This is a genomic window from Glutamicibacter uratoxydans (genome assembly GCF_050753455.1).
GTDB classification, from domain to species: Bacteria; Actinomycetota; Actinomycetes; order Actinomycetales; family Micrococcaceae; genus Glutamicibacter; species Glutamicibacter uratoxydans_A.
The window spans coordinates 823,139-839,603 of the sequence record NZ_CP192736.1 but is presented as its reverse complement, the minus strand read 5'-3'; the positions used below and the strand labels follow the sequence as shown (position 1 = coordinate 839,603).

The window sequence follows — 16,465 nt, the reverse complement described above, 5'->3', positions numbered from 1 at the left end:
AGGTGGGTGAGCAGGAACTGCGCTGACGCTGCGGCGGCAATGGTTCCTCAGTCACAGGTGGGGCGCGAGCAACCACACTAGGTTTGCCGCTTTCGCATTTGAGAGGCAGATCACCAAGCCATGAATTGCACTGAGTGCAAACTTGCACGTAGTGTAAAACTTGTGACTGTTGAAACTAGCGGCACCCGCCGTGAGCTAAATAAGCAGGCGACCAGGACGGCGATTGTTGCCGCCACTTTGGAATTGTTGCGCACCGGAGGCCGAGAGGCGACTACCGCCTCCGCCATCGCCGAGGCAGCCGGGATTTCCCGTCGTACCCTGTTTAATTACTTCCCCACCGTGGATGCCATCATGGCCGAACCGATGCGTCGACTGCTGGATAAGGTGGTGGAGTCTCTCTTGGATGCCGACCCCCACCTGCATCCGTTGACCGCCGCTATTCAGGCCTTACGCAGCGCCGGGGTGCCCGAACTGCTCGCCCCGGTAGCCCAGCTCAACCTGCACGCTAAAGCCTGCGGTTTACCGCTTGCGGACGGCCAGTCCAATGAATGGCAGCACGCCTCCGATGACGTCGTGCACGCCATCGAACGCCTGTCCCCCGAGGTGGATCCTTTTGAGATTCGCATCTTCGCACATACGGTGCTTGGAGCCGGTCAGGCTGCTTTCGAAGAATGGACCCACCGGCTGGCAGCCCAATCACCAGATCACAGAAGCACCCCCCTGGAGCTAAGTAGCGCGCACATTCGGCTGCTGCATTCGCTTATTACCCACGCTCTTGAACAACTCAGTGAGGGTTTCCCCGCCCTGCTGCGAACCGCCGACCCCACCCACAAGGATCAGTAGTACCCATGGCAACTTTCCTCTACCGGCTGGCCTCCTGGGCTCACCGCCACCGGATGCGCATGATTTCCATCTGGCTGGCGATCTTTATCGCCATCGGCACCTGTGCCGCACTCTTTATGGGTCAGCTCTCCAATACCTTCACCCTGCCCGGGACCGAAACCCAGCGGACCATGGACCGGATGAAGGATGAGCTGCCCGAATTAGCAGGTGGCTCCGGAGCAATCGTTTTCCGTGAATCCAGTAACCGCGAGCTGAGCGCAGAGCAGGCCCGGTCGGTGGAAGCCGCCTTAGAGCAGCTGGAACATCACCCCGAAGTCGTCTCGGTGGCTCGTCCCTTCGAATTGCAAGAGCAGCTCGATGCGGCGCAACCCGAACTTGATCAGGCGCGCCAAGAGTTGGCAGATGGCGAGCAGCAGCTCGAAGATGGGCGGCAGCAGATTGCCGACGGCAAGATTCAGCTCGAAGATGCTCGCGATGAATTAACCGATGGCTGGGCCCAGCTCTTTGACGGGCAGAAGGACATCGCCGACGCGGAGCCACAGATCGCCGCAGCGGAGCGTCAGCTGGCTCAAGGGTGGCAAGAATTGCGCCAAGGCGAAGCCGAGCTGCGTGATGGGCAGGCTCAGTTAAATGCCGGAACTCGGCAGTTGGAATCCGGCCTGGCCGAATACAACAGGGGGTACGCCGAATACCGTGAGGGCCGCGAGGCCTTCGAAGCCGGTGAAGCACAGTTGGATGCCGCTGCCAAGGACCTTGCCGCCGGTGAGAAGCAATACCGCGCTGGGATGGATCAGCTCATTGGCGATTCTTCCCGCGAAGAATTTGAGCAGCAGCTCACCGCGGGTAAAACCCAAGCCGAGCAAGGTCTGGAAGAGGCCGAAGCGGGCATCGCCCAGCTGGATCAGGGAATCACTCAGGCCGAAAACGGGCTGGCTGAGTTGCAACAGGCGCTAGCCGCGGCCGAAGAAGCCGGTAACACCGAACAGATCGCCCAACTGCAACAGCAGCTCGCAAGCGTCCAAGCGCAGCTTGAAACGCTCAATGAACAGCGTGAGCAAGCTGTTGCTGGCAAGCAGCAGGCTACCGCGGCACTGGAGCAGATCGCTCAGGCCGAAGCCGGGCTGAAGCAGCTGGATCAGGCACGCAAGGAATTGGATGCCGGGCAACAACAGTTGCAAAAAGGCCGCGCCGATTTAGAAGCCAACCGTGGCCAGCTGGACGCTGCACAAAAGCAGTTGCAAGAAGCCAAGGCACAGCTTGATGCCGGACAGGCCGAACTGGCAGCTAATCAGGCCAAGCTCGATGCCGGCAAACGTGACCTAGCCGCTGGCCGGGCCGAGCTCAGTGCCGGACAGGCAGAGTTTGATGCCCAGAAGGCTGAATTCGAGGCCGGGAAGGCCGAACTGGCCGCCGCCGAGGAGCAGCTAAAGCAGGGCGAAGCAACCATTGTGGAGAAGACCGCCGAATTAGCAGAGGCCGAGGCGAAACTGCCAGAAGCTGAACGTGAACTGGAACGTGGTCGGGCCGAACTGGAGTTCGCCGCCCGGCAGGTGGGTGCCTCAGCTGATATGCGTTTCATCTCCGAGGACGGCTCTACCGCCGTGGCGCAGGTAGTTTTCCGTGGGCAGACCGACGCGTTGACCGCGGCGGATCGTGAAGCCATCACTGCCATCGCGACCGGGCCACAGGCCGCCGGTGTGGAGGTGCTCTTCTCCAAGGAGATCCTGCAGGATATTTCCGAGGTCTTCGGCGCCGCCGAGGTCGTGGGTATCGTGGTGGCCGCCATTGTCCTGCTGGTAATGCTTGGGACCTTTATCGCCGCCGGGTTGCCACTGCTGCTGGCCATTCTCGGCGTCGGCGCCGGCGTGGGTACCACCTTGGCCTTCTCCTCGCTAGTGGATATGGCCTCGATTACCCCCGCTCTGGCGTTGATGCTCGGCCTGGCAGTAGGGATCGACTACGCCCTATTCATCATTCACCGACACCGTACCCAGCTGCTCGATGGCATGGAGGTGGGCGAATCCATCGCCCGCGCGGTGGGCACCAGCGGCAATGCCGTGGTTTTCGCTGGCCTGACGGTGATCATCGCGCTATCCGCGCTGGTGGTTCCAGGGTTGCCGTTCCTCGCGGTGCTGGGTCTGTCGGCCGCGTTCACCGTGCTGATGGCCGTACTACTATCCATCACGCTGCTGCCAGCCTTGCTTTCGCTGGCCGGAAACAAGATCCTGTCCAAGAAGGCTCGCGCCAAGGCAGCAGCCGCGCTCACCAAGGAACCAAAGTCCGCACGCTGGGTGGGCTGGCTGACCAAGGCCGCCATCCCGGTGACCTTGCTGGTGGTGGCCATCTTGGGCACCATCGCGCTACCTGCCACCCAGATGCGCACCGCCCTCCCCGACGGCAGCGCGGAGGCCGCCGACTCGATGGCCTTCCAAGCCTACGAACAAACCGCGGACAAGTTCGGCGCCGGGTACAACGGCCCACTGCTGGTCCTTGCCGATCTGCCCGAGGGCTTGGACGAGCGTGAAGCCGAAACTCTGGCGCTGGATGTAGCCGATGAACTACGCAACCACGATCAGGTCGTTGCCGCAATCCCGGTCCAGCTCACTGAGGACCGCACCCTGTCGGCCATTCAGGTGGTACCGGTTGATGGCCCAGCCTCGGAACCTACCGAAAACCTAGTGCATGACTTGCGCGCCGATGCCCAACGCATCCAGGACGCCACCGGAATCACCGATTTCGCGGTAACCGGTCAGGTGGCCGCGCAGATTGACGTGTCCGAGGTAGTCACCGCCGCTCTGGCACCATATCTGACCATTGTGGTGGGTCTGTCACTGATTCTGCTGTTGCTGGTCTTCCGATCCCTGGTGGTACCGATCCTCGCCACTGGCGGGTTCCTCCTGTCGCTGGCCGCAGCCTTCGGCGCGAGCACCGCGGTCTACCAGTTCGGATGGCTCTCCGAGCTGTTCGGAGTCAACGTCCCCGGCCCACTGCTCAGCTTCTTGCCGATCCTGCTGACCGGTATCCTCTTCGGTTTGGCCATGGATTATCAGGTCTTCTTGGTCTCGGCGATGCGTGAACGCTTCGTGCACGGTGAGTCGGCCCGCGACGCGGTGCGCAGTGGGTTCTCCATGACCGCCCCGGTGGTCACTGCGGCGGCGCTGATCATGATCTCGGTCTTTGCCGGGTTTATCTTCTCGCACCTGTCGATGATCCGGCCGCTGGGCTTCGCTTTGGCTGTCGGGGTGCTCTTCGACGCCTTCGTGGTGCGCATGACCCTCATCCCGGCGGTCATGCACCTGTTGGAAGAAAAGGCTTGGTACCTACCTAAGTGGCTGGATAAGATCTTGCCCAACGTCGATGTTGAAGGTGAGAACCTCACCGCCATGCTCGATGCCCAGGCCGCGGAAACACAACCAGCGAAGCAGACCCAGGAGAATGTGAACGCCTGATGAGCACAGCCACCCACACCCTGCTCCTTGCCTCGGCTTCCCCGGGACGCCGTCGAGTTCTAACCGATGCGGGGCTCCGTTTTGACACCAAAGTCTCCACGGTAGATGAACAGGCAGTAACCGCCGCGGCCGAGGCTGCTCACGGGCCCTTGGACGCCAAGGACATGGCACTGCTCTTGGCCCGCGCCAAGGCGGAGAATGTGGCTGGGCAGGCGAGTGCCGGGACACTGGTCCTCGGCTGTGATTCGGTGTTCGAGTTCGACGGGATCGCTTACGGAAAACCGCATACCGCTCAAGTGGCTACCGAACGCTGGCAACAGATGCGTGGACGCTACGGGGTGCTGCATTCGGGCCACTGGCTCATCGATGCCAACAGCGGAGCCGGACACGGCCAGGTATCCAGTACCATTGTGCGCTTTGCACCGGTCAGCGACGCGGAAATCGCGGCCTATGTGGCCAGCGGTGAACCGCTGCCTTGCGCCGGAGGCTTCACGGTCGACGGGCTGGGAGCGGCCTTCATCGAGTCCATCGACGGTAACTACCAGAACGTGATCGGACTGAACGTAAGCATGCTGCGCGACTTGTTGACCCAACATCGGGTAGCTATTACTGATCTCTGGGTCTAGGCACTGCCCTGACCGGTGGCCTGTCAGCGTTTTTACGCGGACAGGCCACCGGTTTTTAATTTTGTTCTCCACTGGGATATCCGGTTCGCGATGCCGCGATACCAAGCGTCAGGGCAAATACTGCCCACATCTCACGCCAAACCGAAACGCTTTGTAGGTTTCCTACAAATATTTCTTCGTTTTCACCAGCCTAGGGCGGGTTTGTACATATAGTTCCCACAAAGCCGATAGGCTCCCATACGGAAGTCAACCGTAACTTTGAAGACAAGGCTCACCCATGAACCCATTGACGAAGGTGCTGATCGCGAACCGTGGCGAGATCGCGGTGCGCATCATTCGCGCCGCCCGTGACGAGGGCATCGAATCGGTAGCCGTTTACGCCGATTCGGATCGCGATGCACTGCATGTGCGTTTGGCCGACGAGGCCTACTCGCTGGGCGGCACCACTGCCGCCGACTCGTACCTTCGCATTGAGAAGATTTTGGACGTGGCCGAACGCTCCGGAGCCGACGCCGTTCACCCAGGCTACGGCTTCTTGGCCGAAAACGCGGATTTCGCGCAGGCCGTCATCAACGCCGGACTGACCTGGATCGGCCCTCCCCCAGCCGCCATCGAGCAACTGGGCGACAAAGTGCAGGCCCGCCACATCGCTGAGAAGGTCGGCGCACCATTGGTGCCCGGGACCAAGGATCCAGTGGCGTCGGCCGAGGAAGTATATGCCTTCGCCGATGAATATGGACTACCACTGGCCATCAAGGCCGCCTATGGTGGCGGTGGGCGCGGCATCAAGGTGGTTCGCGACCGCGAAAGCATTGGTGAGCTCTACGATTCGGCCGTCCGTGAAGCAACCGCAGCCTTCGGCCGTGGTGAATGCTTCATTGAACGCTTCCTCGACGCCCCACGCCATGTGGAAACCCAGTGCCTGGCCGATGCCGCGGGAAATGTGGTGGTAGTTTCCACCCGCGATTGCTCGCTACAGCGCCGCAACCAGAAGCTGGTTGAGGAAGCCCCAGCCCCATTCCTCAGCGAAGAGCAGGTCACCCGACTCTACGAATCATCCAAGGCCATCTTGAAGGAAGCCGGCTATGTCGGCGCTGGAACCTGCGAATTCCTGGTCGGCCAAGACGGAGTGATTTCTTTCCTCGAGGTGAACACCCGTCTGCAGGTGGAGCACCCGGTATCCGAGGAAGTCACCGGCTTGGACTTGGTGCGTGAACAGTTCCGTCTCGCCCGCGGTGAAGAGCTGGGTTACACCGACCCCGAGGTCCGCGGCCACTCTTTTGAATTCCGGATCAACGGTGAAGATGCCGGACGCGGCTTCTTGCCAACCCCGGGAACAATCACTTCAATGACCGTACCGGCCGGGCCAGGGGTACGCATCGATTCGGGTATTGAGGCTGGTGAAAGTGTTTCGGGGAACTTTGACTCGATGATCTCCAAGCTGATCGTCACCGGCCCGACCCGCGAAGTCGCAGCCGCTCGTGCCCGTCGAGCTCTCGAAGAATTCCAGATCGAAGGCATGGCCACGGTACTGCCATTCCACCGCGCGGTAATGAGCGACCCGGCCTTCGTCCCGGAGCAGGGCGCGTTTACCGTTCACACCCGCTGGATTGAAACCGAATTCGATACCCACATCGAACCATTCACCGCCGGTGTGGTGGATGGCGAAGAATCCGTTGAACGCACCAGCGTGGTGGTGGAAGTGGGCGGCAAGCGTCTGGAAGTCACCTTGCCGTCCTCCATCGGCTCGCTCAACGACGGTAACGGAACGAAGAACGGCACGGCGAAGAAGAAGGCGCGCGCCAAGGGTGCACGTAAGGGTGCGGCCGGTAGCGGTTCCAACAGCGCCGAACTGCTGTCCCCGATGCAGGGCACCATTGTGAAGGTTGCGGTGGAAGACGGTAGCCCGGTGACCGCTGGGGATCTGATCGTAGTTCTGGAAGCCATGAAAATGGAACAGCCCATCACCGCCCACCGTGATGGTGTGGTCTCCGGCCTGAAGGTCACCCCGGGCGAGACCCTGTCCGCTGGGGCCGTGATCGCGCTGATCAACGACGAAAGCTAAAATTTAGCGATATCAGGAGTCCGGGTTCCCGCCCTTGCCGGGGATCCGGACTCTTTCCATTTCTCAATAAGGGGCAACCGCACCATCGATCAGTCCGGCATCTACTGTCTGGCATGCAGTGAATATTGCGCTGCCAGCCATTCGGTAATGCTGATCTTGCCCAGACGCCCAGCAGGCCAAGGTGAGAGCGTCCCATCGCACATGAGCCAACCCGGCTCTTCAGGATTGAGAGTGTAACCGCCTGAACCCGACACCTCGAATCCCGGGCATGTCGCAAAGCGCGAAAAAGTCGAGGCCTTCTAGAAGAATGGAAGTTCCTACACAAGCCATTTCTAGAGACCTCGACCGTGCACCATTCTATCTATACTCCCGCAAATCTCACGACGTTCGCCAACCTCGACCAGCTGGGACTGACTGCCATCGGGCAGCACCTCAGCACGGCGAAAGCTGAGATCCTTTGCGAAGTCACCAGTCCTGACCCGTGGTGCCGCACCTGCGGTGAGCCCGGGGTCCCCCGCGATACGATCACCCGGCGCCTGGCCCACGAACCCTTTGGATGGCGGCCCACCGTCTTGGTCATCAAACACCGCCGCTACCGCTGCAATCATTGCCGACGAGTATGGCGTGAAGACCTGTCTCGAGCAGTAGCGCCACGACAGAAAATCAGCCGGGCCGGGCTGCGCTGGGCGTTGGTCGGTTTGGTCTGCCAGCACCTGTCGGTCTCCCGGATCGCCGAAGGGCTGGGGGTCACTTGGAACACCGCCAACGAAGCCGTACTGGCTGAAGGCCAACGCCTGCTGATCAATGATCCTGACCGTTTCGACGGGGTGAAAGTCCTTGGTGTGGATGAGCATGTGTGGCGGCATACCAAGACTGGAGACAAATACGTCACCGTCATCGTGGACCTGACCTCTGTGCGCGACGGCACCGGCACCGCACGCCTGCTCGACATGGTTCAGGGCCGGTCCAAAGCGGTGTTCAAGACCTGGCTGGCCGAACGTGACGAGCAGTGGAAGCAGGGCATTGAGGTGGTCGCGATGGACGGGTTCACCGGGTTCAAGACCGCTGCAGCCGAAGAATTACCAGCGGCGGTGGAAGTCTTGGATCCTTTTCATGTGGTCAAGCTTGGATCTGACGCGTTAGACAAGACCAGGCAGCGGGTGCAGCGTGAGCAGCGTGAGCAGCACGGGCGGCGCGGGCGTAAAGACGACCCGCTGTATCAGTGCCGGCGTACCTTGACCGTCGGGTTGGATTTGGCCACGGAGAAGCAGAAGGACAAGCTCGAAACATTGTTCGCAACGAAGACGCATGAACAGGTGCAGTTGGTGTGGAGCGTGTATCAGAAGATGGTGGACGCCTACCGGCAACTGAAACCCGAGATCGGTCGGTGGGCTATGGAACAGCTCATCAAAGACATCGGTACGAAAGTGCCCAAGGGTCTACCGGAGCTGAAGAAGCTCGGCGGGACCCTGCGGAGCAGGAAGGCTGATATCCTCGCGTATTTTGACCACGTGGGCAGTTCGAATGGGCCTACTGAAGCGTTGAATGGCCGGCTAGAACACCTGCGAGGTATCGCGTTGGGGTTCAGGAATCTGGCGCACTATATCGCACGGTCGTTGCTGGAGACTGGCGGGTTTAGGCCGCGGTTACACTCTGAATCCTGAAGAGCCGCCAACCCCTCAACCCCGACAAGGGCAGTGGGAACACTCGCGATGATGTGCTCCGCATTCACCGCCCGCATTTGACCAACTCCACCATATTCTCCTTTATCGGCCTCAGAGAGCACTGATCGGTCGCACTGGAAAAGTGCTCTTAAACCTGTCATGGCCGACGGTATTGAACCGCCAGCCATGACACAATAACGAATCGTTTGTGGGTGAACTACTCCACGAAATTCTCCATGTCGATATCCGAGGTGTCTCGCGTCAGGAACAGGGCAATCAACGTTGCTACCGCACCGGCAGCCAAATAGATACCCACGCCCAGAGTGCTACCAGCACCGGCGTTCCACAGCGCGATCGCCACAAAGGAGGCCGGAGCCGCGCCAAGCACTGAGGACAGGTTGTACGCTACGGCTGAGCCGGTGTACCGAACATTCGAAGGGAACAGCTCCGGCAGGTACGCAGCCATCGGCCCGAAGGTCAGACCCATGAGTGTGAAGCCCACGATCAGCCCAGCCATCGCCGCGCCCTTGCCCGGACCGAAGAACAAAGTCCAAGCCAAGCCGAAGATCAGGATTGCAATTGAAACGTAAATCAGGAACTTCCGGCGACCATACTTCTCGGCCAGCGGACCAGAGACCACGGTGAAAATCCCGAAGAAGACCACACCGATGATCAACATCGTCAAGAACTCCGGACGGTCGATACCTAGCCCCGGAACGAACCCGGCTGGATCGAACGTCTTACCGGCGGCCTCAGCCGCCGCACGGGCCTGCTCTTCGGTGGCCGGTGCCGTGCCGTAGGTCAGAGTGAAGGAGGTCATCAGGTAGAACAACACATAGGTGGCGAACATGATGAAGGTACCGGCGACTACCGGACGCCAATGCTTTTGCATAGTCACCTTAATAGGGGACTTGACGACTTTCTTCTGCGCAATAACCTTCTGGAACGAGTTGGATTCAACCAGCGTTAGTCGCACCCACAGACCAATGATGACCATGACCAGAGAGAACCAGAAAGGCACACGCCAACCCCAGTCCATGAAGGCCTCATCGGTCAGCTGGGTCTGCAATACGACGAACATCAGGTTGGCCAGGATGAAACCAACCGGGGCACCGAGCTGCGGGAAGGTTCCATAGACCGCGCGGCGGTTCTTCGGGGCATTTTCGGTGGCCAGCAACGCTGCACCAGACCACTCGCCACCTAGGGCCAGGCCTTGGGCGAAACGAAGCAGCACCAGTGCGGTGGGAGCAAGGATTACCCAGCTTCCGCTTGCTGGCGGCAAGAAACCGATCAAGAAGGTGGCAATACCCATGGTTAGCAGCGAGGCAACCAATGTGCCCTTGCGGCCGAGCTTGTCACCGTAGTGCCCGAAGACGATCGAACCCAGTGGGCGGGCCAGGAAGGCCACACCGAAAATCGCGAAGGACGAAAGAATCGCGTTGATCGTCGAGGCGTTCGGGAAGAACAATACCGGGAAGACCAGAACCGACGCGGTGGCGTAGGCGTAAAAGTCGAAGAATTCGACCGTGGTGCCGATCATCGAAGCGAAAAGCACGCGACCGCGCGTGTTCTCCTTCGGTGGCGACGAGTTGCTGACCTGAGACATGGGGTGCGTCTCCTTTGAAAGTGCGTGATGAATCATAAATCGTACTTATTTAGGCTACCCCTCTATGTCCATCCACTGGATAGTCGCGTCCAGCATTTGGACATATTTCACGTGACGCTTCTCGCATCCCAAGCAAAGGTGCGTTCCCGGGAGTTCTGCCTCGGGCCACGAGATGGTGTGAGGGGTGGCTGCGGGTGACTGCAATATCAACGAATTGGCCATCCATATATAGGTCACGGCCGGGATTATGGTCAGCCTCCCCCACCGGCGATACTGCCGTACCGCGATACAACAGCCGCACACCACGGAACACCGAAGAAACTACCAAGAGGTGGGTTGCGGATTGCCGGAAGTCAGCAATCTGCTGGGCGTAGCCTGAGGTCGTGATTACCGCGAGAAACGCGAATCCCCTACGCAAGTTAGCACCCATATCATCGTTCTTCTTCTGTGCGATTCCGGCGGAGGGTCTTTCATCATCCCAACCGCCTACTGATCCGGTGACGAACGGCGCGGACACTCAGCCCCGCACGTCCGAGCTCAACGCTAGTTGAACCATGAAAGTCCGCCAAAGCCTCAGTTCATACCCTGCCAGCGGATACCGATCACGGGCTTGGGGCCGATGCTCCCGAGAGGGTTTGTCGGGCTGTGTTTCGCTATTGAGGGGGAAGGACCCCATTCCTCGTACGGGCACTGAGCTTCTCGCCCGAGCCGCGGGTGGGAAGATCTTCGCCTTCCGCTACGGCGGGCGGAGCGGCGACACCCTAGAACAAATTTTTGGCCGGGATCGATTTTATCGCGACGGCTGTGATCTACACGGGTGCACGGATGCACGTTCTCGAACCTGGAGCCAACCAGCAAAGCCCGGACTCGAACGAAATGCTATGCCCAATTACCTGAGATGGGAACCTAGTCGCAGGCATTAAAGCTGAAGGGCTGGCCCATAGCTTGCACAGCAATGGGCCAGCCCTCCCGACTATTGTGGAGCAGGACTTACATATGTCGGTGCAGGCGCCGTGCGGCCTCAGCCAAGGAACCGGCCAATGACGGATACACCGTAAAGGTTTCGGCCACATCATCCACGTGTAGGTTGTTCTGCACGGCGAGCGCTAGCGAGAAAATCAATTCGCTGGCCCGCGGCGCGACCACGACACCGCCAATAACGGTTCCCGAGCCCTTGCGGGACACGATCTTTACGAACCCTTCTTCCATGTTCATCATCTTGGCTCGGGCGTTGGTGGCCAGGTCGACCTTGACGATATTCGCCTGGTACTTACCTTCTGCCACGGCTCGCTGCGACACTCCGACGGTGGCGATTTCAGGTGAGGTGAAGATGTTTGAGGAGACGAGATCCAGGTTAATCGGCTTGACCGAATCGCCTAAGAGGTGGGCCACCGCAATACGCCCCTGCATGGCTGCGACAGAGGCCAGGGCAAAGACTCCGGTGCAGTCGCCGGCCGCATACACGTTATTGGCGGTGGTTCGAGATACCCCGTCGACCTTGATATGACCGGACTCGGTCAGTTGCACTCCGGCTTCTTCCAGCCCCAAGTCCTTGGTGTTTGGGATCGAGCCAACCGCGACCAAACAGTGGCTACCTTCCAGTACCCGACCGTCGGCCAGGGAAACTAGGACTTTGTCCCCCTCACGACGCACTGCTTCAGCGCGTGCCTGCGCGACGACGTTCAGCCCATTGCGCTTAAAGACGTCTTCCAGCACAGCGGCGGCGTCCGCATCCTCACCTGGAAGCACCCGATCACGCGATGAGACAAGAGTCACTTTGGCGCCGAGTACGTTATATGCCGAGGCAAACTCCGCACCGGTCACACCGGAACCGATCACGATCAGGTGCTCAGGCACCTCGTTCATGTTATAAATCTGCGTCCAGTTAAAGATTCGTTCGCCATCTGGTTTGGCCGTGGGAAGCTCACGGGGGTGGGCGCCGGTGGCCAATAGAACCGCGTCCGCGTCAAGGATTTCAGTGCTTCCATCCGGGCGGTTCACTTCAACGGTGTGGGAATCCTGCAGACGCCCCTCGCCGATAATGATGCGCACTCCGGCGCGTTCCAAACCGTTGCGGATGTCTGCCGACTGCTCCTTGGCCAAGCTCAACAAGCGCCGGTTCACCACACCGAAGTCGGTTTCGGCATTGTCGAGACCCTCAATTTTCACCCCGAAACTTGAAGAGTGTTTGGCCCGGCGCACCACATCGGCCGTGGCGATCAAAGTTTTGGAGGGAACGACGTCGGTTAGCACCGCTGACCCGCCCATCCCGGCCCGCTCTACGACGGTGACGTTGGCACCGAGCTGGGCGGCACCGATAGCGGCTTCATAACCTCCGGGACCTCCGCCAATAATGACAAGTCTGGTTGCTTCATTCTCGCGATGTGTGCTCACGATGCCCATTGTCTCTCATTTGGCGGCTTCGGCGCATCTTCGTCCAGAACCGTCGATTACAGCACTGAACACAACTGACAAAATCCCTACCGGGCGGTAGCGTAATACAGTGACTACTTTTGATTCTGATCCTACTGTTCTGGCCAGCGAAGCAGCCGCCGCCATCGCTGAGGCCACCGGTGTAACTAAGCACGACATCGCCTTAGTACTTGGCTCCGGCTGGGGGCAAGCCGCAGAGCTCATCGGCGAAACCACGCACACACTGGATGCGGTGAATATTCCAGGTTTCCATGCACCTGCGGTTCCTGGTCACAAGGGCCATATCTCCTCAATCCTGACCCCGGAAGGCAAGCGCGTACTGGTATTGGGCGCGCGTACCCACTTCTATGAGGGACGCGGTGTCCGTTCGGTGGTGCACCCCATCCGTACCGCTGCTGCGGCCGGTTGTACGCAGCTGGTACTGACCAACGGTTGTGGAGGACTGAATCCCAACTGGTCCCCCGGTACCCCGGTACTGATCTCCGACCACATCAATCTGACCGCCACTTCCCCGCTAGAGGGTGCGACCTTCGTAGACCTCACGGACCTGTACTCCTCACGGATGCGCGCTATCGCCCGCGAAGTTGACCCAACGCTTGACGACGGCGTGTACGCACAGTTCACCGGCCCGCACTATGAAACCCCGGCCGAAGTCCATTTCGCCAAAGTAATTGGAGCGGATCTGGTGGGGATGTCTACCGCATTAGAAGCCATTGCCGCTCGCCACGCCGGGATGGAGATCTTCGGGATCTCGTTGGTCACCAACCTTGCCGCCGGCATCAGTGAAGTACCGCTGAGCCACGACGAAGTCATCGACGCCGGACAGGCTGCAGGCCCACGCATCTCTAAACTGCTGGCCGAGATTATCGCCCGTTTCTAGTCGGGGAACCTCCCCACAGACTCCCGTAGGACCGCAAAGGCAGGAACCTTTCGATGCACACCCCTGAACTTGAGCAGTTACTGGCTACCGCCGGCAACTGGTCATCGAACGACCCGGACCCCGAGACGCGCCGCGAACTCAACGCACTGCTCACCCGGGTACGCTCGGCCGACACCGCCGCCAGAGCCGAGCTGATCGATCGTTTCAGCGGAAACCTGGCTTTTGGCACCGCGGGATTGCGTGCGGCCTTGGGTGCCGGACCGATGCGAATGAACCGGATGGTGGTGCGCCGGACGGCGGCCGGCATCGCCCGTTTCCTGCGCAATCGCGCCGCTGAAAGCTATCAGCCCAAGGTCGTCGTCGGTTTCGATGCCCGACACAACTCGCGCGAATTCGCCGAAGACTCTGCCGCAATTTTCACCGCGGCCGGATTCCGCGTCTATCTGATGCCCGCGGCGCTACCCACCCCCGTGTTGGCCTGGGCCGTGCGAAGTTTGGAAGCCGAAGCCGGAGTGATGGTTACCGCCAGCCATAACCCACCGGAAGATAACGGGTACAAGGTCTATGTCGGCGGCAGAGTGAGCGACGAGGAAGGTCGCGGGGCGCAGATCGTAGCTCCCATCGACTCGGAAATCGCGTCGCTCATCCGCCACGACGAACCCATTTCTGCCATTAAACTGGCAGAAAACGGGTGGGAAGTACTTCCAGCAGCCGGGGAACCCGGAGACATTGAAGCCGCTTATCTGAAGTCGATCGCGTCGGTGATTCCAGCTCCGGCAGCCGAGAACACGCAGACCCGGGAACAGCTGCGCATTGTGCTCAGCGCAATGCACGGTGTGGGTGGACACACGATGGAACAGGCTCTGCGCGACGCCGGGTTTAGTGATGTGCATCAGGTGGCCGAGCAAGCGCAGCCAGACCCGGATTTCCCGACCGTACGCTTCCCGAACCCCGAGGAGCCCGGTGCCATTGACCGCTCGCTCGCCTTAGCCCAGCGACTCGATGCAGATCTGGTGATCGCCAATGACCCAGACGCGGATCGTTGTGCCGCAGCGGTAGCAACCGAGGCTGGTTGGCGGATGTTACGCGGCGACGAAGTAGGTTGGCTGCTCGGCGACTACCTCTCCATCCGGATGGCCCCGGAAAAGGTGCTGGCTAACTCGATCGTTTCCTCACGGATGCTGGCCTCCATCGCGGCGGCCGCCAATCGCTCGCATAGCGAAACGCTCACCGGTTTTAAGTGGATCTCCCGGGTGCGGGATCTCGGCTTCGGCTATGAAGAAGCCTTAGGCTATTGCGTGGCCCCAGAACTGGTGCGTGATAAGGACGGTATTTCGGCCGGACTGGTCTTGGCCGAACTGGCGAGTCTGCTCAAGGAGGCGGGCTCCTCCTTGGTGCAGCGATTGGACGAGCTAGCGGTGGCACACGGTGTGCACGTGACCGACCAGCTTTCCCTGCGTTTTACGGACCTGTCACACATCGGGGTGCTGATGCAGCGTGTACGTATCAGCGCACCGCTACAACTGGCGGGTTCAAAGATCAACAATGTCATCGATCTGAGCCACGCCAGCGCGGATCTTCCGGCCACCGATGCCGTGGTTTTGCACACTGCAAATCAAGCCCGAGTCATTGTGCGCCCCTCGGGCACTGAGCCGAAGCTGAAATGCTATATCGAAACCGTGGCCCACGTTGGCCCGGGTGACTCGGTGACGACCCGACGCGATGAAGCGCAAAATGAATGCGCTCTGATCAAGAACGAATTAGCAACTTTCTTCTCGGATCTACCTGCGGGCAACACCGAGCTACCAACCATTTAACCTAAGGATGAATATGTCGGAATTGACTGTCCAAGAAATCGCCGGTTACATCGATCACACGTTGCTGGCACCCAACGCCTCGCGGGAACAAATCCTACAGATCTGTGCCGAGGCCAAGCAGTACAACTTTAAATCGGTCTGCGTCAATCCCGTGTGGGTTGCCACGGTGGCCGGTGCGCTCGCCGACAGCGAGGTGCTGACCTGTTCGGTGATCGGTTTCCCACTGGGAGCCACTCCCACCGCCACCAAAGTTTTCGAAACCCGGCAGGCCGTCGCCGATGGCGCCAACGAGATCGATATGGTCATTGATATTGCCGCCGCCCTGCGTGGAGACGCAGAGGCACTAGTCAATGACATTTCCGCGATCGCGCAGGCAGCCCACGATGGGGGTGCCATCCTGAAGGTGATCATCGAAACTTGCCTTCTCGATGAAGAAGCAAAGGTTCTGGCCTGCGAGGCGGCCAAGACCGCTGGAGCCGATTTCGTGAAGACCTCCACCGGTTTCTCTACCGGTGGTGCCACAATTGAAGACGTCACGTTGATGCGCCGTACCGTTGGCGCGGAGCTGGGCGTCAAGGCTTCTGGTGGGGTGCGCAGCGCTGAAACTGCCCGGGCCATGATTGCCGCTGGCGCAACACGTCTGGGTTCCAGCTCAGGAGTTGCTATCCTAGAGGGAGGACAAAGCGGATCCGGTTACTAACCGGGCCCGATCACTCGTTCCACAAGGAGAAAAAGTGTACTCGAACGGCAAGAACGTCGCCCACTCCGGCGAGGGGCGTCTGGCTGGCAACATCATCAACTTCGTGATCTTCTTCGTCATGTTCGGCGCAGGCGTTTACGCCCTGTCGTTCTGGTCGCTGGATCAGGCATGGATCCCGTCGATTATTAGCTTTGCACTGATTTCGCTGGCCTTCGCCATCCCAATGCACCTGATGGGTCGCGCGGATACCTCGGAGCCAGCATTTGAGGAAAGTAAGTAAGCACAAAACTTTAGTGCTAGCGAGGGAACAGTAATCTCGCGCTACTTCCGAGAAATCGGGGTGGGTAAGTTCCATTAAGGAACTACCCACCCCGATTTCTTT

11 protein-coding genes are annotated in these 16,465 nt (G+C 59.9%); 9 read left to right on the top strand and 2 right to left on the bottom strand.

The features are described from left to right. Positions 1-162 precede the first annotated feature (162 nt). The 5 genes from ACQQZ8_RS03925 to ACQQZ8_RS03905 all read left to right on the top strand — a co-directional run bounded on the left by ACQQZ8_RS03925 (position 163) and on the right by ACQQZ8_RS03905 (position 8,647). Positions 163-843: a TetR/AcrR family transcriptional regulator gene (locus ACQQZ8_RS03925; protein ID WP_431711389.1), complete on the top strand. Its 681-nt coding sequence runs from the start codon at positions 163-165 to the stop codon at positions 841-843. A gap of 5 nt (positions 844-848) precedes the next feature. After that, the gene (locus tag ACQQZ8_RS03920) at positions 849-4,292 is read left to right on the top strand and encodes an MMPL family transporter (protein ID WP_431711388.1); all 3,444 of its coding nucleotides are present in this window, start codon (positions 849-851) and stop codon (positions 4,290-4,292) included. Beyond that, complete coding sequence (locus ACQQZ8_RS03915; RefSeq protein ID WP_431711387.1) at positions 4,292-4,918, top strand: Maf family protein; 627 nt, start codon at positions 4,292-4,294, stop codon at positions 4,916-4,918. The genes ACQQZ8_RS03920 and ACQQZ8_RS03915 overlap by 1 nt, the downstream gene beginning before the upstream one ends. 277 nt (positions 4,919-5,195) lie before the next feature. Then, positions 5,196-6,983, top strand: a complete 1,788-nt coding sequence (locus ACQQZ8_RS03910) for an acetyl/propionyl/methylcrotonyl-CoA carboxylase subunit alpha (protein WP_431711386.1) — start codon at positions 5,196-5,198, stop codon at positions 6,981-6,983. A gap of 347 nt (positions 6,984-7,330) precedes the next feature. After that, positions 7,331-8,647, top strand: coding sequence for an ISL3 family transposase (locus tag ACQQZ8_RS03905; protein ID WP_431711385.1), 1,317 nt, complete (start codon positions 7,331-7,333; stop codon positions 8,645-8,647). Between the two features lie 217 nt (positions 8,648-8,864). Here the strand turns inward: ACQQZ8_RS03905 and ACQQZ8_RS03900 are convergent, their stop codons facing one another. Further along, positions 8,865-10,253, bottom strand: coding sequence for an MFS transporter (locus ACQQZ8_RS03900; protein ID WP_431711384.1), 1,389 nt, complete (start codon positions 10,251-10,253; stop codon positions 8,865-8,867). Between the two features lie 990 nt (positions 10,254-11,243). Continuing rightward, on the bottom strand, positions 11,244-12,656 hold the full coding sequence (locus ACQQZ8_RS03895; protein ID WP_431711383.1) for an NAD(P)H-quinone dehydrogenase: 1,413 nt from the start codon (positions 12,654-12,656) through the stop codon (positions 11,244-11,246). A gap of 100 nt (positions 12,657-12,756) precedes the next feature. On the opposite strand from ACQQZ8_RS03895, the gene ACQQZ8_RS03890 reads away from it, so the two are divergent. The 4 genes from ACQQZ8_RS03890 to ACQQZ8_RS03875 are packed head-to-tail and all read left to right on the top strand — an operon-like array spanning position 12,757 to position 16,363. Next, on the top strand, positions 12,757-13,566 hold the full coding sequence (locus ACQQZ8_RS03890; protein ID WP_431711382.1) for a purine-nucleoside phosphorylase: 810 nt from the start codon (positions 12,757-12,759) through the stop codon (positions 13,564-13,566). Positions 13,567-13,619: 53 nt separating this feature from the next. Then, entirely contained in the window at positions 13,620-15,383 is a 1,764-nt protein-coding gene (locus tag ACQQZ8_RS03885; protein ID WP_431711381.1) for a phospho-sugar mutase, read from the top strand. Between the two features lie 13 nt (positions 15,384-15,396). Further along, the gene (deoC, locus tag ACQQZ8_RS03880) at positions 15,397-16,083 is read left to right on the top strand and encodes a deoxyribose-phosphate aldolase (RefSeq protein ID WP_431711380.1); all 687 of its coding nucleotides are present in this window, start codon (positions 15,397-15,399) and stop codon (positions 16,081-16,083) included. A gap of 34 nt (positions 16,084-16,117) precedes the next feature. Continuing rightward, complete coding sequence (locus tag ACQQZ8_RS03875; RefSeq protein WP_431711379.1) at positions 16,118-16,363, top strand: hypothetical protein; 246 nt, start codon at positions 16,118-16,120, stop codon at positions 16,361-16,363. Positions 16,364-16,465 lie beyond the last annotated feature (102 nt).